Source organism: Alkaliphilus sp. B6464 (genome assembly GCF_018141165.1).
Classification (GTDB): Bacteria; Bacillota; Clostridia; order Peptostreptococcales; family Natronincolaceae; genus Alkaliphilus_B.
In genome coordinates this window covers 2,412,066-2,437,745 of record NZ_CP058557.1, presented here as the reverse complement: position 1 = coordinate 2,437,745, position 25,680 = coordinate 2,412,066, and the positions used below count along the sequence as shown (strand labels likewise).

General features: G+C 31.8%; 26 protein-coding genes, 1 other RNA gene, 1 pseudogene and 1 other annotated feature. Of the genes and pseudogenes, 2 read left to right on the top strand and 26 right to left on the bottom strand.

Going from position 1 to position 25,680, the window contains the following annotated elements:
• Positions 1-50 precede the first annotated feature (50 nt).
• Entirely contained in the window at positions 51-236 is a 186-nt protein-coding gene (locus tag HYG84_RS20675) for a hypothetical protein (RefSeq protein ID WP_330655447.1), read from the top strand.
• 138 nt (positions 237-374) lie between these two features.
• Positions 375-689, top strand: a complete 315-nt coding sequence (locus HYG84_RS20670; protein WP_330655446.1) for a hypothetical protein — start codon at positions 375-377, stop codon at positions 687-689.
• Between the two features lie 127 nt (positions 690-816).
• Here HYG84_RS20670 and HYG84_RS12175 read toward each other — a convergent pair whose 3' ends face one another.
• From HYG84_RS12175 to tgt, 26 genes and pseudogenes are all read right to left on the bottom strand, one after another.
• A complete protein-coding gene (locus HYG84_RS12175) occupies positions 817-2,061 on the bottom strand; it encodes a hypothetical protein (protein ID WP_212377570.1) in 1,245 nt (414 codons plus the stop codon).
• Positions 2,062-2,180: 119 nt separating this feature from the next.
• Positions 2,181-3,155: a hypothetical protein gene (locus HYG84_RS12170; protein WP_212382384.1), complete on the bottom strand. Its 975-nt coding sequence runs from the start codon at positions 3,153-3,155 to the stop codon at positions 2,181-2,183.
• Between the two features lie 69 nt (positions 3,156-3,224).
• Positions 3,225-3,296 (bottom strand): annotated as a pseudogene (locus HYG84_RS20770) (SEC-C metal-binding domain-containing protein); the annotation flags it as partial.
• A gap of 82 nt (positions 3,297-3,378) precedes the next feature.
• Complete coding sequence (locus tag HYG84_RS12160; RefSeq protein WP_212377567.1) at positions 3,379-4,389, bottom strand: caspase family protein; 1,011 nt, start codon at positions 4,387-4,389, stop codon at positions 3,379-3,381.
• Positions 4,382-4,579, bottom strand: coding sequence for a hypothetical protein (locus tag HYG84_RS12155; RefSeq protein WP_212377564.1), 198 nt, complete (start codon positions 4,577-4,579; stop codon positions 4,382-4,384). Before HYG84_RS12155 ends, HYG84_RS12160 begins: the two co-directional genes overlap by 8 nt.
• A gap of 64 nt (positions 4,580-4,643) precedes the next feature.
• Entirely contained in the window at positions 4,644-4,844 is a 201-nt protein-coding gene (locus HYG84_RS20765; RefSeq protein WP_334301099.1) for an N-6 DNA methylase, read from the bottom strand.
• Positions 4,845-5,337: 493 nt separating this feature from the next.
• On the bottom strand, positions 5,338-5,766 hold the full coding sequence (locus HYG84_RS12145; protein WP_212377560.1) for a SoxR reducing system RseC family protein: 429 nt from the start codon (positions 5,764-5,766) through the stop codon (positions 5,338-5,340).
• A gap of 82 nt (positions 5,767-5,848) precedes the next feature.
• Positions 5,849-6,604, bottom strand: a complete 756-nt coding sequence (locus HYG84_RS12140) for a tRNA threonylcarbamoyladenosine dehydratase (protein ID WP_212377557.1) — start codon at positions 6,602-6,604, stop codon at positions 5,849-5,851.
• 141 nt (positions 6,605-6,745) lie between these two features.
• Positions 6,746-6,926, bottom strand: a non-coding RNA gene (gene ssrS, locus HYG84_RS12135) — 6S RNA.
• A 60-nt stretch (positions 6,927-6,986) separates the two neighbouring features.
• Complete coding sequence (locus HYG84_RS12130; protein ID WP_212377554.1) at positions 6,987-7,295, bottom strand: DUF2325 domain-containing protein; 309 nt, start codon at positions 7,293-7,295, stop codon at positions 6,987-6,989.
• Positions 7,296-7,419: 124 nt separating this feature from the next.
• Positions 7,420-9,186: an aspartate--tRNA ligase gene (gene aspS, locus HYG84_RS12125; protein WP_212377551.1), complete on the bottom strand. Its 1,767-nt coding sequence runs from the start codon at positions 9,184-9,186 to the stop codon at positions 7,420-7,422.
• A 6-nt stretch (positions 9,187-9,192) separates the two neighbouring features.
• The gene (gene hisS, locus HYG84_RS12120; RefSeq protein ID WP_212377548.1) at positions 9,193-10,461 is read right to left on the bottom strand and encodes a histidine--tRNA ligase; all 1,269 of its coding nucleotides are present in this window, start codon (positions 10,459-10,461) and stop codon (positions 9,193-9,195) included.
• A 78-nt stretch (positions 10,462-10,539) separates the two neighbouring features.
• Positions 10,540-10,747, bottom strand: a binding site (T-box leader).
• A 31-nt stretch (positions 10,748-10,778) separates the two neighbouring features.
• Positions 10,779-12,281, bottom strand: coding sequence for a coproporphyrinogen dehydrogenase HemZ (gene hemZ / locus HYG84_RS12115; RefSeq protein ID WP_212382244.1), 1,503 nt, complete (start codon positions 12,279-12,281; stop codon positions 10,779-10,781).
• Between the two features lie 10 nt (positions 12,282-12,291).
• Positions 12,292-12,912: an MBL fold metallo-hydrolase gene (locus tag HYG84_RS12110; RefSeq protein WP_212377545.1), complete on the bottom strand. Its 621-nt coding sequence runs from the start codon at positions 12,910-12,912 to the stop codon at positions 12,292-12,294.
• Between the two features lie 11 nt (positions 12,913-12,923).
• The gene (gene dtd, locus HYG84_RS12105; protein ID WP_212377542.1) at positions 12,924-13,373 is read right to left on the bottom strand and encodes a D-aminoacyl-tRNA deacylase; all 450 of its coding nucleotides are present in this window, start codon (positions 13,371-13,373) and stop codon (positions 12,924-12,926) included.
• Positions 13,374-13,386: 13 nt separating this feature from the next.
• Positions 13,387-15,558 carry a RelA/SpoT family protein gene (locus HYG84_RS12100; RefSeq protein ID WP_212377538.1) on the bottom strand — a complete coding sequence of 724 codons (2,172 nt, stop codon included), beginning with the start codon at positions 15,556-15,558 and terminating at the stop codon, positions 13,387-13,389.
• 115 nt (positions 15,559-15,673) lie between these two features.
• On the bottom strand, positions 15,674-16,192 hold the full coding sequence (locus HYG84_RS12095) for an adenine phosphoribosyltransferase (protein WP_212377535.1): 519 nt from the start codon (positions 16,190-16,192) through the stop codon (positions 15,674-15,676).
• 14 nt (positions 16,193-16,206) lie between these two features.
• Positions 16,207-18,726, bottom strand: coding sequence for a single-stranded-DNA-specific exonuclease RecJ (gene recJ / locus HYG84_RS12090; protein ID WP_212377532.1), 2,520 nt, complete (start codon positions 18,724-18,726; stop codon positions 16,207-16,209).
• Between the two features lie 263 nt (positions 18,727-18,989).
• Complete coding sequence (gene secF, locus HYG84_RS12085; RefSeq protein WP_212377529.1) at positions 18,990-19,859, bottom strand: protein translocase subunit SecF; 870 nt, start codon at positions 19,857-19,859, stop codon at positions 18,990-18,992.
• A 15-nt stretch (positions 19,860-19,874) separates the two neighbouring features.
• Entirely contained in the window at positions 19,875-21,128 is a 1,254-nt protein-coding gene (secD, locus tag HYG84_RS12080) for a protein translocase subunit SecD (RefSeq protein WP_212377524.1), read from the bottom strand.
• Positions 21,129-21,299: 171 nt separating this feature from the next.
• A complete protein-coding gene (locus HYG84_RS12075; protein ID WP_212377521.1) occupies positions 21,300-21,812 on the bottom strand; it encodes a gamma carbonic anhydrase family protein in 513 nt (170 codons plus the stop codon).
• 2 nt (positions 21,813-21,814) lie between these two features.
• Positions 21,815-23,170, bottom strand: a complete 1,356-nt coding sequence (gene scfB, locus HYG84_RS12070) for a thioether cross-link-forming SCIFF peptide maturase (protein ID WP_212377517.1) — start codon at positions 23,168-23,170, stop codon at positions 21,815-21,817.
• A gap of 160 nt (positions 23,171-23,330) precedes the next feature.
• Complete coding sequence (gene scfA / locus HYG84_RS12065) at positions 23,331-23,471, bottom strand: six-cysteine ranthipeptide SCIFF (RefSeq protein WP_212377514.1); 141 nt, start codon at positions 23,469-23,471, stop codon at positions 23,331-23,333.
• Between the two features lie 72 nt (positions 23,472-23,543).
• Entirely contained in the window at positions 23,544-23,942 is a 399-nt protein-coding gene (locus tag HYG84_RS12060) for a TIGR04086 family membrane protein (protein WP_212377510.1), read from the bottom strand.
• A 157-nt stretch (positions 23,943-24,099) separates the two neighbouring features.
• On the bottom strand, positions 24,100-24,378 hold the full coding sequence (gene yajC / locus HYG84_RS12055; protein ID WP_212377507.1) for a preprotein translocase subunit YajC: 279 nt from the start codon (positions 24,376-24,378) through the stop codon (positions 24,100-24,102).
• 182 nt (positions 24,379-24,560) lie between these two features.
• Complete coding sequence (gene tgt, locus HYG84_RS12050; RefSeq protein WP_212377504.1) at positions 24,561-25,679, bottom strand: tRNA guanosine(34) transglycosylase Tgt; 1,119 nt, start codon at positions 25,677-25,679, stop codon at positions 24,561-24,563.
• Position 25,680 lies beyond the last annotated feature (1 nt).

Genomic DNA, 25,680 nt, shown 5'->3' with positions numbered 1-25,680 from the left:
TATGGTGCAAAGGGAACTAGAGAGAAGGCAAGCAGGCCGCAATAGGCACAGTGGCACTCATATCTTCTCTGGAAAAATTAAATGCGGAGAATGTAGCAGCTGGTATGGCTCTAAAGTATGGCATTCTAACAGTAAGTACCGCCGTACAGTTTAGCAATGTAACCATAAGTTTGATGGGGATGAAAAATGCAAAACACCCCACCTTGATGAAGAAAACATCAAACTTATATTTATAAAAGCTACAAATAAACTGCTTTCAGATAAGGATGAAATAATAGCTAACTTTGAAATTCTAGAATCAACGACCTTTAACACCGATGAGCTAGAAAACAAAAAAAGCCTCTTTACAAAATGAGCTGGAAGTTGTAGCTGATTTGATTCAAAATATTATAAATCAAAATGCCTATACTGCTCTAGATCAAGAAGAATATCAAAGAAGATATGATAGCCTTGTAGAAAGGTTTGATACAACTAAGGCTGATCTAGAACTTACAACTGAACAGATTAAAGATAAAATCACTAGGCATAGAAATCTTGAAATCTTTCTGGGTGAATTAAAAAATCAAGGTAATTTGATTACTAAATTTGACCCACTTTTATGGAATAGCTTAGTGGATTATGCAACGGTATTTGAAAAACAAAAAGTTGAAATAAATTTTAATAGCGGAATCACAATAGCTGTAAAATAATATATGGATGATGGTCTCTCCTCAATTATAATTTTTTATGTGGAAGCCATTCTTTTATGTCACTCTCAAGAATTGAGAGTGACATAAACAATACAGATTTTTCAATTTATATCACTAGAATCCAGATTCAGTAATAATCATAGTTGAACTGCATTTCTGAACGATATTCATATTCCATTTCAGCCTTATATTCATTCATGGCACTAAGTGCACTACCAATGCTATCTAGCCCATTATTAAGAGATTCTAGAAAAATGCCAGTATGCATAAAATCAAACCGCCTATTCTTTTTAAAATATGGTGTCATGTCCTTTTTTACTGGGTATCTAAACTTACTTGAATCAGAATCTATGTTGTGTAATTGATTACAATAATTTTCTAAAGTTTCAATGTATTCTCTATCATCACTCCCCATACCACAGCTCTCGGCATATGGTTTTATAAGATTCCACATTCCAATGATGCTATGTTTTTTAGCAATCATACTTTTACAACGTTTTTGAAAGTCTTCTCCTGTTTCTTCGAACCATATTGTCTTCAAGTTCAACTCCACGCAATTTCGATAAAGATAACACATAGGTATAAATAAACCGCTAACTTTATCATAATTTCCCAAATCTATCTGTTCTTTCATATATTGCCGTAGGTAACTCGCTGTTTCTAAATATGCAAATGTATATGGATAGAAATCATCTCTTGAATATCCATAACCTACAACTGATTGACTGTAATAATAACCACCTTCCTCAATAAAAAAAGGCGCAAGTCCTTTCCATTCCATGGCCCCATCTAGACTTTTCCTATACCATTTATCAAGTATCTCATAAGAAGCTTCAAACTTGTTGGCAAACTTAACCAAATCAATATGTGTTTGTTCCTTAAATATTCGTTCAATAGCAAATTGTTTAAAATCAAATGATTTATTCCTTATAACGTGAAATGGATAGCGGAATGAGTCTGATTCTTTATCAACCTTTGAAATATCTAAGAAATAATTTTTTAACCATTGCACTTCCTCCTCTGGACGGGAAGTAGGTGACATGGTTTCTATTGCGCTTAGTAGTTCTGCTAAGTTATGAAATGTTTCTTTTACAAAATTACCACGATTGTTGTCGGTCGTAATAGTTTGAAAAGCGATTGCTTTTAATTTTAATTCAATACTATGTCTATATAAAAAAGCTAGCGGAAAAAAATAGGTATCCATCTTTGAAATATCAGTATGGTTTGTTTCCAATAAAAGACTTGCAATCTTATGAGCAGCATCATAAAAATCTAAAGCATATTTATTAAAAGCCACACAAATATCATTAGGTGCGGGGATCTTGATTATATACTTTGACTCTTTATCCCAAACACCAATTCTTTCTCCCATTTTGGGATAGGAATGCGAATTGTATCTTACCATTTTTTCACCCTTTCACAAAGCTCATTTTCTTGAAATAATATATTTTGACCCATCATACCATCTAAATAACCGAGGGATTCTTCATATCATATCGTTTTCTCAAAGAAATTCCATGGTGTATCCATATAACTATATTTATAATCTGATGTTTCTTCTTCCATAACCCTGTATAATATATCAAAATTTGCGTGAGTTATTAGTGCTTCCTGGATTCCATCTCCCCACCTATTCCATAATCTTGGTGAAATAATTATTGAATCAGTCCATCTAGGTAAGTTATTATTAAAATAATTTTCTCTATCATTAATATTTAATTTCATAAATTGTTTTGAAAAGTCTATATATGCATCGTCATTTTCTTTAAGCCAGGACCATATACAAAAAGATTTTGAATCTGCAGGAAAAATATTTAGATACAATTTCCTTAGATTAACATCTGTCTCAAGATTATTTATTGCCTGTCCTAAAATATCATGCTCAAGTTCGTGCATCATAGAAACAGCAAATTCAACTTCATATGGTAATTCCCAAATACAATAATTTACTTTATCATAAATTTCATCAAGTAGTAATTCATCAAAAATTAACTTTTCATTTTCATTATCCTTAATCCCTAATTTGAGGCCTTTTTCAAATAATCTAAAATCTTCAGATGATGACATATCATACCCTTGTTCATACATCCTCTTATACCGTATAGTCTGTGCATTTAACTGTTCTTGCTTTTTATGATAGTGCCATGCCATAGTTCTATAAGTAAAAAGAAAAATTTGTTTTTGAGATGCTATAAACTCACTATCCTCAATTTCTTGAAACAATAATTTATCGTGATGTTTACAAAAACCTGTAAAAGTAGTTGCTATCTTGCGACCCTTTTTTTGTGACCCTTGAAAAATCATATTTGATGTTCCATCCATTGTAATAACGAGGCCATTCTCTCCCAATTTATTTAATATTCGATTATTTTGTATTGCATGTGCCTTTATTATTTTTTGGTCACATTCCTCTTGTTTTGGATGGAGACATTTTTTAATACGAGCATCGTTTTTTATTGATTTCATAGAATACATAATAGCATCTGCTAAACGTTGCTCCTCAGTTTTATTGAGACAACATTTTTTATATTTTTTACCACTACCACATGGGCAAGGCTCATTTCTTCCTATTTTTATAACTATACACCTCCTTTTGACTTTGCACATACCTAGGCACAATAACATTTAGTATAATTAAATTGTACCAATCTTTATGCACCGCCAACCATCCCCAGTACATCTCTTTATTCTATACCATATTCGAATTCATATTTTTATAGGGATCATGAAAAAACTCTCCCATAAAAACAGGCTTTTTACCATATACCCATCGGTAATTTTCATATCTAAATCCTAAATCGAGAATTCTTTCTAAAATATAATGCTCAAAATCCTTTTTAGAATTTATATAAATTCCTCCCGGCTTTTCGCTTTTTTGTTTTTCATATATTCGCATGATATCAGATATTGAGTAATTATAAGTTTTACTTAAAGCAATTAGCATATTTGCTCCGTATTGATTTCTCATACCCTGATATATTTTTTCATAAATTTCATCTTGAGTCATTGTATTAAAATAAAAATCAGAATTGAGAGATGTACTCTCCCAAGGTATCTGCGTATTATCAGACATTTCAATAACATTTTTTCTAACTTCTTTGAACATGTCTTCAATTTTAATATTGGGACGAGCAATATGGTTTAATAAGCATTTTGTATAATATCCATTTCCATTTTCATCTACTGCCCCATATGCCGCTTCATTTGGCGATGTTGCAAACGCAACAATGGTACCACTCCCTGCTCGTATTTCTGCTAATCCAGTTCCTATTAAATCACGTGAAAAGTTCGGAGCTGTTCTACATGCATCCATAATAATGATGTTTGTTTTTTCAGGATGAGAATTCATATACTCTGTAACAACATTTACATTAACTAAGGAATTTCCAATAAATATTGCTTTAGATGCATTGTATCCACAGTCAATCGGTACAAAATAGTTCTCTCCGTCTATCTGAACACCATGCCCAGCGTAGTAGACCAAAAGAACAGAATATAGATCTGCAATTTCCAAAAACTCTCCAAGGCTATTAAAAAGCATTTCCCTTGTGGTATCAGTAGCTGATAACACATCAAAATTTAAATACTGTAACATATTTACCATATCTATTCCATCCTTTTTACAGGACAATAGTTTAGGCTGAGTTTGATAATTTGCATTTGATATTACTAAAGCTAAACCTTTCTTCGCACTATTCATGTTTAATTTCCCCAAATCTTTTAAGCATAATATTTATTACATTGGCACCATCTGTATCATATTTATCTGCTAGTCTCCAGGCTTCTCTTCTAAGTATAGGTAAAGCTTTGTCAAAAGGCATATTACCGATTTTAGGAAGGAAAGTTTCTGATTCCTGCAAGATTTTAATTTCTATTTGGTACTTATTCACATTATCCGCCCTTTCATTTTAATAATTTAAATTAATGCACATACCTTTTTGAGTTTGCACACCCCTAAACATAGCAGCTTTTAGGATAATTAAATTGTATCAATCTCTGCAAGATTATATCTATAATAATATCAGTAGGTGTAGGCTTCATAAGCTCTACCATCATTTTAATAATGTGTCTTGGGGTTCTAAACTGTCCATTTGTTCCGGCTGTAGCTACCTTTGAAAGTAAATATTCATATAAATCCCCATTAGCATCTTTAATTCTTCTTTTAATCCTTTGCGTTTACAAAACTAATAAAATACTTTCTTGCTTTCTATTATAACAAGTACTATACTATATTCCAATATCGGCTTCAATTTTTCCCATATTCCTCTGACTGCATAACTTATTCTTGTAATCTTTGTCTATATTCTTCAAGTGATACTATGTTTAATCCCATCAAAGATTTAATAAACTTCTAACATCTTTTTAATCTTTCTAATTCTTCGTCATTCATCTGTTTAATAGCTTCTTCTAATGTTACATCTCTGTATCTTTCATTTTGATCGTCCTCTTAAATTAGTTTTTATGCAGTAAAAAATCCTCCCTAACATTGTTAAGAAGGATCATACATCATTACGATCGCATATTTCACCTCATCATCGTTGTTAGCAGAACCACCTTACTTGTAAAAGCAGGTTGGTATAGGGTCATTGAGCTAACTCTCTACCCTAACTCTTGATAGTTTGGTTAAAATTATTTAATTACATTAGTTTTATTTATCTGCAATCTCTGTAATAATTGGAACAAAGTTTTTATTCGCTCTAATTGAACTCTCTTTTAATCTAATAACAGCAAAGCTTATTCCAGTCAATACAAGCCCAAATATAGCTGATCCAACTTCTTTATACTGAGCTAATCCGATTTTATCTAAAAGTACACTTCCAATAAATACTCCTGCAATTAAAGTAATCAAGGGAATCATATATGCAATAAAAGCAGCAGCTAAAACATTTTGGTGCTCCATATCTATTTCAACACGATCACCAATTTTAGCATTAATAGAGTTAATAGCCTCTATTTCCATACTCATATCATCACTACCTAGCCTGCAACCCTTACAATCGCCACAGCTAGATTGTCTTTGCATTACTACCTTAGCTCTATCTCCATCGGTAGACATAACAACTCCACATTGTCTCATAAAACGTCCTCCTTTCTAATTTAAAAGTAACTATATTCTATATTTATACTAATTAAATTTAATTAATCACATTTTTAATCTTCTATTTAATAATATCTTTAACTATTTGTGAAGCTATAATTAATCCAGCAACAGAAGGTACGAAAGACACACTACCAGGAATTTGCCTTCTTGCAGTACATGTAGCCGTTTCTTTATTAGTACATATGCAATTAGTTTTACAGCTATTACCTTCTATTTCTAATGGTGTTATAGGCTCTTCTTTTGAGTATATCACTTTTAAGTCTTTAATGCCTCTTTTTCTAAGCTCTTTGCGCATTACTTTTGCTAAAGGACAAATAGATGTTTTATATATATCAGATACCTCTAATCTAGTAGGGTCCAGCTTATTAGCAGCACCCATACAGCTAATAATAGAAATACCTCTTTTTTTACATCTTTCAATTAAATCTAATTTTGATGTAACCATATCGATTGCATCTACAACATAATCATAATCGTCAGCTATTAATTTTTCTGCACTTTCACTATTATAAAGCTCTCTATATACAGTTACTTCGGCTTTAGGGTTAATATCTAAAATACGCTCTTTCATAACTTCTACTTTTGCTTTACCTACAGTGCTACGAAGAGCGTGGATTTGTCTATTAATATTAGTTAAACATATATCATCGTGATCAACTAAAACAAATTTACCTACACCACTTCTTGCTAGGGCTTCTACAGCAAATGTCCCTACTCCTCCTATACCAAATACAGCTACTTTACTATTTTTAAGCTTTTCAAGTCCATCAGTTCCAATTAACAATTCTGTTCTAGAAAAAGAATGTAGCGCCATCTCTTACCTCCTCTACTTTTCCACTAAATTTAATATTATCTAATTTTTTTTATTATGTCAACTGGGTTTAAACATCAAAAAAACTCCTATATAGGAGCTGATTACTTTTAGTATGTTTTTTCATCGATTAGTATTATTTAGGTTTTCCCCGCCATGCCGTGGTCGAATGTTTTGAAACCTGCTCTCGCAGGTGGGTATTCTGTTACTTATTGCGTAAGTCCTTACAGATTGTAGGGCATTTACTTAATAAATAAACTCCAAATTCCCAATGTCATTGTGTTGGCTCAAAACTTAGTCGATTATACGCACACAGCAGGGTGTTGATGTAATAATACCACAATCTTCGTAATATTTCAAATATTTTTTGATATTTTAAAAATTTTTAATTAGCTTTTGCAGTACACAAGTTACAATTCTTACAATTATTCAATCTTTTTGCCAAGTCACTACAGGCCCTTCTAGAAAACACACAAGGTATTTGACTTTGTTTTGCTTTTTCCTTAACTATTTCTGTTATATTGTGTTCTATAAAGTCATAAAACACTATTACCATATCAACTTCCCCTGGAATTTCTAGCTTTCTCATGCCTTTTTTACGTCCATCCCAATGTATGAAATCCTTTATACCAAAGCTTTGTAATGTATCTGGAATATTACCTAATCTATCCGCTCCTACTAATAAAGCTTTCATTTTTCATTCACCTCTTTCATGTATTGATAACGATTATCATTTACTTTATTATAGTATACCCTAGTCTCCTTGTCAACTAACATATAAAAAAAATCGCAAATTAAATAATCTGCGATTTTTTATATTATTCTTCAATTTGAACTTTTATACTTAATTCTTTTAACTGCTTATCATCTGCAAAGGTTGGTGCATTTGTTAATGGACAAGTAGCATTTTGAGTTTTAGGGAATGCTATTACCTGTCTAATATTATCTTCCTTTGCTAAAATCATTACCAATCTATCTAAGCCAAAAGCAATACCTCCATGAGGTGGTGTTCCATATTTAAATGCTTCTAAAAGGAAACCAAACTTATCCCAAGCTTCTTCTTCGCTAAAACCTAAAGCTTTGAACATTTTTTGTTGAAGTTCTGATGAGTGAATTCTTATACTTCCTCCACCAATTTCATAGCCATTTAATACAATATCATAAGCCTTAGCTCTAGCCATTTCTGGATTTGATACCATAAGCTCAATATCTTCATCCATAGGAGAAGTAAATGGATGATGCTTAGCTGCATAACGATCTTCTTCTTCATCGTATTCAAATAGTGGAAATTCTGTAACCCAAAGTAACTTAAATTCATCTTTGTTAATTAAGTTTAATATTTTAGCAACTTCAACCCTTAAATGTCCTAGAGCATCATATGTTACTTGCATTTTATCAGCAACAAATAATATTAAATCTCCTACTGCTGCATCTGTAGCCTTCAATACTGCTTGCATTTCTTCATCTGTAAAGAACTTAGCTATTGGTGAAGTAACTCCTTCATCTGTTACTTTAATCCAAGCTAATCCTTTAGCACCATAAGTCTTTACATAGTCCTCTAACTTTGTAATATCTTTTCTACTAAACTGATCTCCATGTCCCTTAATGTTGATTGCCTTAACAGCTCCACCATTTTCAATAGCAGATGTAAATACTTTAAATCCACAGTTTTTCACTATTTCACCTAAATCAACTAGTTCAAAGCCAAATCTAATATCTGGTTTGTCAGATCCAAAACGATCCATTGCCTCTTTATAGCTCATTCTAGGAATAGGTAATTGTATATCTACATTCATTACTTCTTTAAATACCATTTGCAACAATCTCTCATTAATTGCTATTATATCTTCTACATCAACAAATGACATTTCGCAGTCTATTTGAGTAAACTCAGGTTGTCTATCTGCTCTTAAATCCTCATCTCTAAAACATTTTACAATTTGAAAATATCTTTCCATGCCTGATACCATTAAAAGTTGTTTAAACATTTGTGGAGACTGAGGTAAAGCAAAAAACTTACCTGGGTTTACTCTACTTGGTACCAAATAATCTCTTGCCCCTTCTGGAGTTGTCTTTGTAAGCATAGGAGTTTCCATTTCTAAAAATCCTTCATTGCTTAAAAAGTTTCTTACAACTTGGGCTACCTTATGTCTTAGTATTAAATTACTTTGCATTGTAGGTTTTCTTAAATCTAAATATCTATATTTAAGTCTAAGATTCTCTGAAACATCATCATCATCTTTAATGTAAATAGGTGGTGTTTGGGATTCGTTTAAAATTTCTATTTCTTCTGCAAAGACTTCGATATCACCCGTTGGCATATTTGGATTTTTAGATTGTCTTTCATAAATCTTTCCTTTTATAGTAATTACATATTCTGAACCTAATTTTTCAGCATCTTTAAAAGCCTTCTCAGATACTTCATTATCAAATACAATTTGCATAAGTCCAGATCTATCTCTTAAATCAACAAATATTAAACCTCCTAGATCCCTTCTTTTTTGTACCCATCCTGATAATGTTACTACATCACCTATATTTTCTCTATTTAAAGTTCCACACATATGGGTTCTTTTTAAGTTCATAATATATTACCTCCTATTTAAATTTTGTTGAAGTATATTAGCTACATCAATTAAATTAACTTCTGTCTCTTCTCCATCAATCATATTTTTTAGCTTTGCTATTCCTTTAGATAGCTCATCATCACCTATTACAATTGTGTAATTTGCAAGTACCTTATTAGCATATTTAAATTGGGCCTTTACACTACGATCTAAGTGATCTTTATCTGCAGTTAAACCTGCTTTTCTAAGTTGATTTAGTAATTTGAATCCTTCATAGGATGCTCCCTCACCCATTGTTACTATAAATACATCTAATCCTTCTGGTTTAGGAATTTCTATGCCTTGGCTTTCTAATGTTAATATAGTTCTTTCTAATCCCATTCCAAAGCCTACACCTGGCGTACTCGGACCTCCACAATCTTCTACAAGTTTGTCATATCTTCCACCGCCACATATTGTTCCTTTTTTACCTGCTTCATCTGTAATAATTTCAAATGCAGTTTTGGTATAGTAATCTAATCCACGAACAATTCTTGGATCAACTATATAATTAAGTCCAGATGCTTCTAAATATTTCTTTAAGGTATCAAAATGATCCTTACATTCATCACAAATATGATCTAGCATAAGTGGAACTTCTGTTAGCTCAGCTTGACATGTATCAGATTTACAGTCAATTATTCTAAGAGGATTTCGATCAAATCTTCCTTGGCAAGTTGTGCATAGCTTATCTAATTTATTTTGTAAGTATTCCTTAAGTACTTTATGATATTCAGCTCTACACTTTGGACAGCCAATACTGTTTATTCTAAGCTCTAATTTTTTAATTCCGAAGGTTTCATAAACCGCCATAGCTAAGTTAATAACCTCTGCATCTACAGAAGGGCTAGCTGCGCCAAAAACCTCAACACCAAATTGATGATGTTCTCTTAACCTTCCTGCTTGAGGTCTTTCATATCTAAAAACTGGTGTAATATAAAATAGTTTTGTAGGTTGAGTATCTGCGTAAAGTTTATTTTCAATAAATGATCTCGCCACTGGAGCTGTACCTTCTGGCTTTAATGTAATGCTTCTGTCTCCACGATCAGTAAATGTATACATTTCTTTTTCAACAACATCTGTAGTATCACCTACACCACGTTCAAAAAGCTCTGTATGCTCAAAGATAGGGGTTCTTATCTCTTCAAACCCAAAGCGCTTAGCTACTTCCTTTACTACACCTTCAACATAATGCCACTTATAGGCCTCACTAGGTAATACATCCTTTGTACCCCTTGGTCCTTTTGTTAGCAATTTAATTACCTCCATTCTATATAAATAACTAAAATTAAATTTGAATACACAAAAACCTCTACATCCCTAAATATAAATTGAAGGGACGAGAGGTTGATTTCCCGCGGTACCACCCTAGTTGGATTAAATCCCACTTTACCATTAACGCAGGTTCACGGATTTTCCTACTAAATTTCAGAAAATCTACTCATAGGTGTCTTCACCAAACTCTATTGTATCGAGCTTTCACCATCCCCGACTCGCTAAAACATGATATTTGACTACTATTCCTAATCATTGTAATATCCTTATTGATTCTATCTATTATATGATATTTTCTAAATATTGTCAATAAAAAACTTTCTTTTTCTTTCGATCATTTCATCTACGCGTTCAATATATTGCTCTAAGTTTTTAATATTTGGTACCCTTTCTAGTCGATTTTCACTAGGAAATGTAATCTTAGAGACAGCTCCTGCTCCCAATGCAAGTATAGTCTGCTTTTCCTCCATAATTTGAATGTTATATATACATTCATAACCTGGGTTTGAATATCCTATATTTTCAAGGTTACCTACCATATGCTTTTGTCTATACATATAATATGGTTTTAATCCCATAACTTCAGCATAATTCTGTGTAATTTCGAGCATATCCATCACTTCTTGTTGCTCAGCAAGACTATATTCTTCTTCTTGATCTTTCAATCTAGAAGCTCTTTTAATTGCTAATGTATGCACTGTTAAATTAATGGGAGAGAGCTTTTTAATTTCATTCATAGTGTGTTCTACCATTTTTGTATCTTCACCTGGAAGTCCAATTATAATATCCATATTAATATTTTCAAACCCGATTTCCAAAGCCATTTTGTAAGATTTAACTAGCTCGTCAACGGTATGTTCTCTTCCTATTTCCTTTAAAGTACAATTGTTCATAGTTTGTGGATTAATACTTAATCTAGTAATATCTGCTCCCTTTAGATACATTAACTTATCATAATCAATTGTATCTGGCCTTCCAGCCTCTACTGTGAATTCTTCAAGATAGTCCAAATCTATACTAGCTTTAATTGTATCGAATATACGGGTAAATTGTGTAACCGAAAGAGTAGTTGGTGTTCCTCCACCAACATAAATTGTTTGAACCTTTTTCCCCACTTCTTTAATTAGCTTTGCCACACCTTCTATCTCCCTGCACAGGGCATCCACATAACTATCTACTAAATGTGCAGATTGATTTAATGGATTAGAAGGAAACGAGCAGTATAGACATCTAGTTGGACAAAAAGGTATGCTTATATATAAACTAATTTTTGATTCATCAATAGGATATACATATCTATACTCTGTTTTAGCTACATCTAACAATAGTTTGGCTTTACTAGTATCTATACAATATTCATTTATTAAAGTATACATAATATTTTCTTCACTAAAACCATTTTCTAATAGCTCATGAACAATTTTAGTAGGCCTAATTCCTGTTAAAATACCCCAAGGCACCTCAATATTTTTACTTTTTTGAAGGAGCTTAAAAAGGCTTTTTTTAATTAATCTCTTAATTGTTTTCTTTATCTCTAACTCAGTCTTATTATCTAATTGTTCTTCTATTATTTTCTCTTCACCATTTAACTTAGAAGTAGCAATAGCTTTATTTTCTTTAACAACTAGCATACTAGTTAATAATGTTTCTTTAGAAATAATTTGTCTATTAAAATCTTCTTCAACATACTCTCCAAAGCTAACACAGCTAATTTCTATTTCACTTTGCTTGTAAAATAGTTTTAGTAATTCTCTTATTTCATATTCATAATTATGTCCTATGCATATAACTTTAATCATTTTTTTCAATTTACCTTACATAAGGATTTGTAGTTTTTTCAATTCTAATAGTGGTGGCAGGACCATGTCCAGGTAAAACTGTTAAATCTTCATTGAGTACAAAAAGTTTATTTTTAATAGAGTCTATTAGCTGTTCTTGATCTCCACCCTCTAAGTCGCTTCTGCCAATAGAGTTTGCGAATAATGTATCTCCACTTAATAGTACATTTTCAACTTGTATACATATTCCACCTTGAGTATGTCCCGGCGTATGAATAACAGAAAGTTTTAACTCTCCCAATTCCAATGTATCTCCATCTTCTACGAAAGCGTCTGCTTCTGTTTCAACTTTAACACCACCTATTGCAACAGAATGATTAATTTTACTATTCTTTAACATGTGTAGATCATTTTTATGCATATATACAGGAGCTCCAGTTTTTTCCCGTAATTCCTCTAAACCACCTATATGGTCTCCATGAGCATGGGTCAATATAATATATTCTAATTTAAACTCATTGTTTTCTAATACTTCAATTATTTTATCAACATCACCACCTGGATCTATTACAGCAGATTTACCTGTTTTATCATCACCTACAACATAGCAATTAACCGCGTATACTCCTGCTGGAATTCTTTCTAAAAACATAAAATTCCTCCTTAAAATGTTTTTTTACTATCGATAAGTATAGTTACTGGACCATCATTGATTAGGTGTACCATCATATGGGCTTGGAATACGCCTGTTTCAACATTTATCCCTAGTTTTTGGCATTCTTCTATAAAGGATTTATATAGTTCATCAGCCATTTCCGGTCTAGCTGCCTCTGTAAAATTAGGACGTCTTCCTTTTCTACAGTCCCCTAAAAGTGTAAATTGAGATACTGCAAGAATTTTACCTTCTACATCTATAACAGATAAATTCATTTTCTCATTATCGTCTTCAAATATTCTTAAGTTTACAATTTTTTCAGCCATATATTTTACATCTTGAATATTATCTTCATTTGTTACTCCTAAAAAAACTAACAAACCTTTATCGATAGCACCAGTAACTTGATCCTCTACTACTACCTTTCCTTGTGATATTCTTTGAACTACAGCCCTCATATTTACCTCCTATCTAAGTGGTTACTCTAAATATATCTATAACGCCTTTTAAGTTTTTTAGTTTTTGCATTAATTTATCTAAATGTTCTATATCATTAATTTCTAAGACCATATTAAATATAGCCGTACGCTCCTTAGTTATTCGAGCATTTAATCCATTTATCGGAATCCTAGCTTCCGATAAAACAATGGTTAATTCAGATAAAAGACCTTTGCGATCAGTTGCTTTAATCTGTATTTCCACTTGGAAGGAGATTGCTTTATCAATATTCCATTCAACTTCTATAAAACGATCCATAATTTCTATATTATCAACTATATTTGGACAGTCTTTACGATGAATTGAAACTCCTCGTCCCCTTGTAATATATCCTACAATATTATCTCCAGGAACAGGATTACAACATCTTGAAAAGCGAACCATTATATTATCTATTCCTTTAACTCTAACACCTTGACCATCTTCTTTTTTCTTCTTATCGTTTTCCTTAGGTACAGGTTGAACTTCTTTTTCTACTACATGTTCTTGAGCAGTTTCCTTTCTTGCAGCTTCTTTAATCTTAGGCATTACCTGAGTTAATGCAATACCACCGTATCCAATTGCAGCATATAGATCTTCTTCATTGGAAAAGCCAAGCTTTCTAGCCATACTTATCAATAATTTCTGTAGTTGTGCCGGGGGTATATTAAGCCCTAGCCGTCTTATTTCCTTATCTATTATTTCCTGTCCCTTATCAATATTTTCTTCTCTGCGTTCTTTTTTAAACCATTGTTTTATTTTGGTTTTAGCCTGCGAACTTTTAACGATTTTTAACCAGTCTCTGCTAGGTCCCACGCTATTAGAAGAGGTTAGAATTTGTACTATATTGCCATTCTTTAATTTGTAATCAATGGGAACTATACGTCCATCTACTTTGGCGCCTACACATTTATTACCAACCCCAGAATGAATTTTGTATGCAAAATCGATTGGTGTTGATCCTGTTGGAAGATTAATAACTTCTCCTTTAGGTGTAAATACAAATACCTCGTTAGTAAATAGGTCAATCTTTAAGGATTCCATAAACTCCTTAGGATCTTTTACTTCCTTTTCCCACTCTAGCATTTGTCTTAACCATGCTAATTTTACATCCGTTTGTTGTTCGACAGTATCTGTTTTACCTTCTTTATATTTCCAGTGGGCTGCAATACCATATTCAGCAATTTGATGCATTTCCATAGTTCTAATTTGAATTTCGAAAGGCTCTCCTTGAGGACCAATTACCGTAGTATGCAAAGACTGATACATATTAGGCTTAGGCATTGCAATGTAATCTTTAAAACGTCCAGGTATTGGTTTCCATATTGTATGAACAACTCCTAAAACTCCATAGCAATCTTTAACACTGTTTACTATTACTCTAACAGCTAAAAAATCAAATATTTCATCAAAAGACTTGCCCTGATATTCCATCTTTCTATATATGCTATAAAAGTGCTTTGGCCTACCAGTAATTTCATTTTCAATATCAAATTCATCTAATTTATCTTTTAAATTTGCTATTACATCTCTTATAAATTCTTCACGGTCACGTCTTTTTTTAGCTACTTTTTCTACTAGCTCATAATATCCTTCAGGATCAATATATCTTAAACATAAGTCCTCTAATTCCCATTTGATTCTAGAAATACCTAACCTGTGAGCAATTGGTGCAAAAATTTCTAAAGTTTCTATAGCTGTTTCCTTTCGTTTTTCATCATTATGATATCTAAGGGTTCTCATATTATGAAGACGATCGGCTAATTTAATCAAAATAACCCGTATATCTTTTGCCATAGCTAGTACCATTTTTCTAAGGTTTTCAGCTTGCCTTTCCTCCTTAGAATTAAATGATAACCGTGTTAGCTTGGTTACGCCTTCTACTAAATCAGCTATCTCTACACCAAACTCCTTCTTGATTTTTTCATATCCATAATTTGTATCCTCTATTACATCATGAAGCAATCCTGCAGCTATTGTACTGCTATCCATTTGTAACTCTATTAAAATTTTAGCTACTTCTACAGGATGAATAAAATATCTTTCACCTGATTTCCTATATTGACCTTGATGTGCATTTTCCGCAAAATTATAAGCTCTAATAATAAGCTCAACATCACATTGTGGATTATATTCTTCAATTTTACTTATTAAATTTTCCAACATAATATAAAATCACCCTCTTCAGTAGCTTATATGCAATAGAAAAATTATAGCTTTTCAAAGTAAACCTTATAATAATCACCTATATAAAATGGTGCTCACTATAGCACTTAATTTTTTAATCCTCGTATTGAACTAATGAATGTACTTCGTAGCCATTTAATACATCTCTTCCCTGTAGGAAATTAAGCTCAATTAAAAAGTTAATTGAAACTACTTGTCCTCCAAGCTGCTCAATTAGTTTGGCCGTAGCCAGTACAGTTCCACCAGTAGCCAATAAATCATCTAATATAGCTACCCTTTGTCCGGGCTTAATTGCATCTTTATGTATTTGTAGTAAATCTGTACCATATTCAAGTTCATATTCATAACTAATTGTTTCAGCTGGCAGTTTTCCAGGTTTTCTTATAGGTACAAATCCAACTCCTAAATCGTATGCAACTGGAGTTCCAATTAAAAACCCTCTAGCCTCTGGGCCCACTATTACATCAACATTTAAGTTCTTAAGCTGATCTGATAACTCTCTTACTAAATATTTATAAGCTTCTCCATCTTTTAAAAGAGTAGTAATATCTTTAAAACTTATGCCTTTCTTAGGAAAATCTTCGATTACTCTTATTTTGCTTTTTAAGTCCATTAAATTTTTCCTCCCTATAGCAATTGTAGCCATATATTTTTAAAATCATTATACTGGTACTTTATCGTCTCCAGATACTGAGTATATTTTAATTTATTTAAATCCACCTTACAAGTAGGTTCTAACATATGTATGTTATAAGCATTATTTTCAAAATTATAAGTTAATAAACTTCCTTCCACAAATATGGCTAGAGCATTATTAAATAATGCTTCGTTTATTATTAAATTATGCCTACACTTTATATCATCATATATTTTTTCAAATGAATGGGATATTCTCTTAGATTTGTTATCTTTTAGGTATTTGTATATAGCTACCAACTGTTCCCTAGTTGGTATTATACTTTTCAAAATACTAAGATTAGACTCCTCATCTCCATCTTCGTATAAAAAAATAGTTCTTTCTATATGATTTTGATTTACAAAAGCTTTCAATTGACCTAGAGAATAAAACATATCATAAAGAATAATATTATTATATCTTTTATACTGTATTTTATCAACAACAGGGTTAATAACTACGTAAACTTCATAGTCTAAATTGTCAGTATTAGGTTGATTAAAACCAATTGATATACTATTTAAGCTGGAGCTTTTTTTATATTCTAGGAGAGATAGTAGTCTATAGGCATGATTTAGTGTATTTGCTAGTATAAGAATAGGTTTTATTTTGCTTGCACCTTCAACCTTTTCGCGTACTATCTTATCTTTTTCTCCCTTTAGTATTTTTAGCGGAATATCAATAAGTCTTTTATCAGTTTCATATTTGCTCATTAAAAAATTCTGATAATATTCTTTTAATACAGGATGTTTTCTATAATTTAGGCTATGTTTAATCTTAATATCTTTTATATTAAACTGTAGCTTGCGATTTCCATTGTATACATTATATTCTGGAGAAAATACAATATCAATCTCATCATCTAATTCTATTAATTGTTGAAAATCTCCTAGTCCAAAACCAATACCATCAATGTAATTTCCATTAGATTCTAATTTAAATTTTATATGTTTTTTATCAATTCCTATTCCTCTTATATCTACTGTACGTAAATTTTGAGAAATAAACTTTGGTGCCGGATTCCCCATTCCAAATGGTTCTAATTGTTGAATCTCATCTATAAGCTGTTCACTAATGTCTTCAATTTTTAGTATATCATCATAAAAAACCTTAGGAATAAAATCTTCTTCTGTTAAGGTTTGTTTTGCAATTAAATTAATTTGTTGTCTAAATGCTTCTATATTTTCTACATTAATAGATAATCCTGCAGCTTGTTCGTGCCCACCAAATTTTATAAATAAATCCTTACATTTATTCATAGCATCAAATAGGTCAAATCCAGGTATGCTCCTAGCTGATCCTTTAGCTATACCTTCTTCTACTCCTAAAATTACCGTTGGCTTGTAATATTTTTCAACAATCCGAGATGCAACAATTCCAATCACCCCAGGATGCCATCCTTCATTATAAATAATCAAAATATTATCACTAGCATACCCAGAATTTCTTTCAATAATATCTATAGCTTCATTTAAAATATTCATTTCAATTTCTTGTCTATATCTATTCTCTTCATTTAGTAATTGTGCAATTTTATTAGCATGATTAACATCTGTAGCTGTAAGTAGTTGGACACCAGCATCTGCAGAACTAATTCTACCTGCAGCATTAATTCTAGGAGCAAGGCCAAAAGCTATATTTCCTGCATTTAATCTTCTATCTTCAAACCCACAAACCTTCAATAAAGCCTGAATACCAGGATTTATACTTTCAGAAATGTATTCAAGACCATTTTTAACTATAACCCGGTTTTCATCTGTTAAAGAAACTACATCGGCTACTGTGGCTATTGCAGCAATATCTAAGTAATCGTATATAGATGTTTTAAAAACCTCCGCCGGTGTCAATGCCTGAATTAATTTAAAGACTAATCCACATCCACAGATTTTATCAAAAGGATATGAGCAATCCTTTTGTTTTGGATTAATAATACCGTAAGCATCAGGTAACACGTTTTGACATTCATGGTGATCGGTTATTATCATATCTATTCCCAAACTATTCGCAAATTTTACTTCCTCTACAGATGTAATACCACAATCCACTGTAATGATTAATCTAGTTCCATTAATAAATATTTTCTCAATGGCATCTTTATTTAATCCATAACCTTCTTCCATTCTACTAGGTATATAATAGCTGACAGGGTGGTTGATTGAATTAAAATATTTAATCATAATCGATGTACTTGATATCCCATCAACATCATAATCACCATAAATACATATTTTTTCATTATTTCTTATGGCTTCCTTAATTCGATCGACAACCTTACCCATATCTTTAAGAAGAAATGGATCGTGCAGCTGAGTTAAACTTGAATATAAAAACTTCTTTGCTTCATCACGATTTGCTATTCCTCTATTTAATAAAACTCTCGAAATAGTTGATGTAATTCCAAGACTGTTTGATAATTCTTCAACCTTTATATTATCCAACTTGTTATATGTCCAATACTTCTTATGTATCATATTCAATTCACCTACTGCATGTAAATTTTTTTATAATAAGAACCCCACCCATCAACGCAATTAAAGATTGCCGATGGGTCCCGGGAGCCTTGTTGTATTCACAATAAAAGCAGCTACCGCTGCCCATAGCACATATTCAACAAAATCTAATAAAAACCTTCTTTATAATTTATATTTTTTTCGTCAAATATCTAGTAAAAATAGATAAAGTGGTAACAATACTTTATTAATATTATTACCACTCCTATGACATACTAAATTTATTAGATATGTTTTGCCCTTTGTCTTTGTTTAATCATAACCCATAATGGGCTTGCAATGAATACAGAGGAATAGGTTCCAGTTATAACACCTATCATTAGTGGCAGTGCAAATTCCCTAATTTGATCTACTCCTAAAATATATAGGGCTAAAATAGTAACTAATGTTGTTAATGAAGTATTTATTGAACGAGTGATTGTTTGTGAAATACTATCATTAGCTACCTGTGTGTAGTCAGACTTTTTCATAAATTTAATGTTTTCTCTTATTCTATCAAATATAACAATTGTATCATTAATAGAATATCCTAGAATAGTTAAAATGGCAGCTACAAAAGGGCTATTAACGGGTACTCGAAGTATAGAGTACATTGCTAATACAATTAAAACGTCATGAGTTAATGCTATAATAGCTGAAATAGCAAAGCTAAACTCAAATCTAATTGTAATATATATTAACATTCCAACAGCAGCGATAAGCATTGAAAGTAGTGCTTTACCCTGAATTTCTTTTCCTACTGATGGTCCAAATTGATCTGCTCTTAAAAAGTCTTCTTCAGTTAAATTATATTTTTCCCTAAATTCTTCAAAAATCTCTGTACGCTTTTCATTATCAAAGTCTTCGTTCATTCTAATCTGAACTGTTGTCTTTTCCTCACCTAACATATTTATACTTGAGCTAGAGTCATATTTATCAGTAATTTCTCTTATTTCTTCCGTAGCTACATATTTATGAAGTTCAATTTCCAATAAGGTTCCGCCAGTAAAGTCAATTCCAAAATTGAGCCCTCTTACAAGTCCTAAAACTAAACCTAGTAACATAATTGCTACAGAAATAGAAAACCATATTTTTCGTCTTTGTACAATATTCATAAGTCTCCCCCCTTTTTACGCTCCGTAAAGTTTGCTATTTTTAGTTAGATTCATTCCTACAAATAATTTTAATAAGAATTTGGTAACTACAACAGCTGTAAACATACTTGCAGCAATACCAATTATTAGCATAACTGCAAATCCTTTAATAGGGCCTGTACCAAATTGATATAAAACAATTCCTGATATAAGGGTAGTAATATTAGAGTCTAGAATTGATGTAAATGCTCTCTTAAATCCTGAGTCGATTGCAGCTCTAACTGTTTTACCAGCTTTAATTTCCTCTTTAATTCTTTCAAAAATAATAACGTTAGCATCTACTGCCATACCTACAGAAAGAATTAAAGCAGCGATACTAGGCAATGTAAATGTTGCTTTTAAAGTTATCATTGTTCCTATTACAAGTAATATATATATGGACAATGCAATACTTGCAACTAAACCAGGTATTCTATAATAAATGAGCATAAAAAGAAACACAAGTATAATACCTACTTTAGCTGCCTGTAAGCTTCTGTTTAAGGCATTTTCACCTAAAGTAGCAGTAATTGTTGATGTTTGTACTTCTTCTAAGTTTACAGGTAAAGCCCCTGCCCTAATTAAAGCAGCTAAATTAGATGCTGTTTCTATTGTAAATCCACCAGAAATAGATGCATGTCCATCTGGAATTTTGCTGTTAACTACTGGACTTGAAATTACCTCATCGTCTAATATAATATAAATTATTTTATCCATACTATTTTGTAGCTCAGCTAATCTACCAGTTGCATCAGCAAACTTTTTAGCTCCTTCACTATCAAATTCTAAGCTTACATGTGGTGAATTTCCTTCTCCTAAGGTTGCTTGAGCTCTAACTACATTACTACCTGTAACCACAACTTCATCATCAGCAGTAACAAATTTCAGCTGTGCTGTTTTACCAATCATATCTATAGCTTCTTGAGCATTTTTTGCTCCTGGCAATTCAACACGAATTCTCTTTTCACCTTCTCGAATAATCAATGGTTCTGTAAGTCCCATACTATCTACACGTCTACTAAATACTTCTATAACCTGCTCTATTAATTCGTCTAATTCTCTACCAGTTTTATCCGTTTGGGCTTCATAAAGAACATAAACTCCACCTTTTAAATCAAGTCCTTGTCGAACTGAATCCTTTACGGGCCTTATTTTATAGTTGCCAATTTCTAGCCCATTGAAAGCTGTAAATATTGCTAATCCCAAAATGGCAATAATAATTATAAATATAATACCACTCTTTGCTTTCATATTATCCACTTCCTCTCTATATATAACATAATCAGTTTAATTATATACATATGATAAATAATCGTCAATAAAACCATACAACATTACATAAAATTCCAATAGCATAAAATTTAATTCCGATGGAGCTTATACTCCACCGGATGACATATCTATTTAATACCTTAGGTATTATTATTTTTCATTATTCATATGGTCATTGGCCGTATTTATATAATGTCTAGCAGAATCCCTTAACCCTTCTTTTTCTTGTTCTGTTAGTTCTCTAATTACCTTTGCAGGTGAACCTAGGGCTAATACTCCAGAAGGTATTTTCTTTCCTTGGGCAACAAGGGCACCAGCACCGACAATTGTTTCATCCCCAATTTCTGCACCATTTAATATAATAGCACCCATTCCAATTAGACAATCATTCCCAACTGTGCAAGCATGAACAATCGCATTATGACCTACAGTAACATTATCACCAATGATAGTAGGAAATTCTATGCTGTTATGAATAACAGAGTTGTCTTGAATATTGGTATTTTCTCCAATCTTTACATAATTCTCATCTGCTCGTATAACTACATTGTACCAAATACTAGAATTTGCTGCTATAGTTACATCTCCAACTATATTTGCTGTTTCTGCAATAAAGCAACTATTATCGATAGCAGGTTTTTTGCCTTTGATTGACTTAATCACTATTAATCCTCCTCTGCTAATTTTGCTTGAATTGTTAAGGCACACTCAATTCTCTTCTTCTCCATTTCGCATCCAATATCATAAGGCTCATAAATATTTTTGTTAAAATTATAAGCATTAGCATGACATCCACCACTGCAATAAAACTTCGCCCAACACTTACCACATTTATCTTTATTATAAATATGAGCATTACTAAATTCGTTGTATAAAGAAGTATTCAGAGTTTCTTCCATGATATTTCCAATTTTAAAATCTTCATTACCAACAAATTGATGGCATGGGTAAATCTCTCCTTCAGGAGTAATAGCTAAATATTCAGCACCAGCACCACATCCAGAAACCCGTTTAATTACACATGGCCCTTGATTTAAGTCTATCATAAAGTGGAAAAAATCAAATCCTTTTCCTTCTTTAATTCTTTTAACATATTCTCTAGCTAAAGCTTCATATTGCTCAAATACAGTTGATAAGTCTTCTTCTTTAATAGCATAGTCATGATGCGGCTCAGCTACTACTGGTTCCATAGACGTACTTTTAAATCCTAAATCTGCAAGATGCAACACATCTTTTGCAAAATCTAAGTTTTCTCTAGTAAAAGTTCCCCTAACATAATAGTTACGATGTTCTCTCATCTCTACCATTTTTAAAAACTTAGGTACTATTATATCATATGTACCTTGTCCATTAATAGAATATCTCATAGTATCATTAACTTCTTTGCGCCCATCAATACTAAGAACCACGTTGTACATATTTTCATTAATATATTTCATATTTTCTTCATTAAGAAGCACACCATTAGTGGTCATAGTAAACCTAATATTTTTATTATATTTTTTCTCTTGCTCTCTTCCATAATCAACTATTTCTTTAACGGTTTCAAAGTTCATTAATGGCTCGCCACCAAAGAAGTCTACTTCTAAATTATGACGACCTCCAGAATTTTTAAGCAAAAAGTCTATAGATTTTTTACCAATCTCAGCGCTCATTAAGCTTCGATCTCCTTTAAAATCTCCTTGAGACGCAAAGCAATATTTACACCGTATATTGCAATCATGAGCTATATGTAGACATAAAGCTTTAACAATAGGCTTTTTGTTCTTAAAGCCTTCATGATTAAAGTAACGATCGTCTGCAAATAAAAGTCCTTCTTCTTTTATAGAGTCTAACTCTTTAATAGCTTCTCTTATCTCTACGCTAGAATATTTGTTCTTAAGCAATTCTACAATGTCTTCTGTTTCTTTATCTGAATAAAAATCTAAAACATCATAGGCTAACTTGTCAATAACATGAACAGCTCCGCTGTTAACATCCATCACCATATAGGTATTATCTTGATAAAATTTATGAATCATTATATAAAGCTCCTTTCATTAAGCCACTTAAGTAATAAAAAATAAGCATAAACTCATTGTATAAAATATAATAGAAACATTCAAGAAAAAAGTCGTATAATATTATCCACTTAAAGAAAAAACAGCAGTGAATTTACACTGCTGCTTAACCTTTATGTAATTATCTGTTTTCACACTCTTGGTTAGCTACTGTACAAGAAGTTTTGCAGGCTGATTGGCAAGAAGTCTGACACTCGCCACATCCTCCCTTAACAGCACTTTTTACAAGAGTTGCGCCGCTCAATGTTTTAATATGTTTCATATGAAAGCTCCTTTCCTATAAAATCCTAATACTATTGCATTATACCACAAAGAAAAAGGAAAAAAAAGCTTATTATTTAATGTTTACCCCTAGCATGCCCCCTATTATTCCTGCTCCCATACTTAATCCAATTTTATATAAAGCAATCCTGTCAACTGAATAATCTGCTATAAATATTTTACTTAAACCAATTAATATCAAAATAAAAACTAATCCTATAATTCCACCATGGAGCCAACCTTTGTTTCTCAAATTTACAGAAGCATAAATCGCCGCAAAAACAATACCAACTATCATAATAATAGACGTAATTAACGGAATAATATTTTCTCCTATACTTGTATATGTTATTAGCACTGCTACTATAAGAAAAAGCAATAGCGATATTATATATCCCCTAATCAGCCCACGTCCATAGATTTTTATATTAAGAGGTCCTGTCTTTACTGTAGTTTTTTTTCCACCCTTCATCATAACACCCCCAGCATTCTTTTATTTAACTCTATGGTTAACAATTTTAGAACCCTATCTGAGATTAGTCTTATTTATACATATGACTCTTAATATAAAAATTATTACTAATTTCACTCTTATAAAATAAAAAAAGCAGCATAGCCGCTTTTTTATTTTATAAACTTTTATCCTGTGAAACTACTGTTCCAACGGACCACTTGGCCATCGTTAGCTTTAATTTATCTGATCCAACTTCAATAGTAATAGCATCATCTTTTATTTTGATAACCTTACCATGAATACCACCGATAGTTATTATTTGGTCCCCAACCTTTAGATTGTTTCTCATTTCTTTAATTTTTTTATCCTTTTTTTGTTGTGGTCTTATTAATAAAAAATAAAAAACTACAAATACACCTAATGGTAATGCTAAACTTGCAATCTGTGCTGGCATACGCATATTCCCCCCTTTACAATGTCATAATCTATTATCTTACATAAACAAATTCAACAAATAAAGCAAATTTCCTTTAAAAACAAATAAAATTAATTTGTGTGTAGAAAAATTCTAAAAAGCTTTTAATAAATTAGTATGCTAATGTGTTAAAACTTATTATATTTATAACCAATTAACACCTATAATTCATATCCATATTTTTGAAAAAAATCTTTTCTATAATCTAATAGTCGATCTTCTCTAATAGCTTGTCTTATTTCTTCCATTAATTTTAAAAGGAAATATAAATTATGGTTTGTAAGCAGTCTTAATCCTAAAATTTCGTTTGCCTTAAATAAATGACGTAAATAGGCTCTTGAATAATTTTTACATGTGTAACAGTCACACTCAGGATCCAAGGGCTCAAAACTTTCCGTATGACTAGCATTTTTAATTACAACTTTACCACGACTAGTCATTGCAGTGCCATTTCTACCAATTCTTGAAGGTAATACACAGTCAAACATGTCTACTCCTCTAATTACACCTTCTATTAAATCATCTGGACTTCCTACACCCATTAAATACCTTGGTTTGTCCTTCGGCATTAATGGTGTGGTGTAATCTAGTACCTCATACATTAAGTGTTTAGGTTCACCTACACTTAGTCCGCCTATTGAATATCCTGGAAAATCTAAGCCTATTATCTCCTCAGCACTTTGCCTTCTTAGATCTTCATACATACCTCCTTGAATTATTCCAAATAAAGCTTGCTTTTCAGTATTTTTATGAGCATCCTTACACCTTTTTGCCCACCTTGTAGTTCTTTCAAGTGAGTTTTTAACGTATTCATAATCAGCTGGATATGGAGCACACTCATCAAACGCCATCATAATATCAGAACCTAGAGAGTTTTGTATTTCAACAGCCTTCTCTGGACTAATAAAATGCTTCGATCCATCTAAATGAGATCTAAATTCTACTCCTTCTTCACTTATTTTTCTGAGTGGGCCTAAACTAAATACTTGGAATCCTCCACTATCAGTTAAAATCGGTCCGTCCCAATTCATAAATTTATGTAATCCGCCTGCTTTTTCAATTAATTTGTGTCCTGGCCTTAAATATAAATGATATGTATTACTTAAAATTATTTGTGAATTAATCTCTTTCAGTTCCTCTGGTGTCATTGCCTTAACCGTTGCCTGTGTCCCCACCGGCATAAAAATAGGTGTTTCTATTATACCATGTGGTGTATGTAGTCTGCCTAACCTTGCTCCACTTTGTTTACATGTCTTGATTAGCTCATACTTAATTGCCATT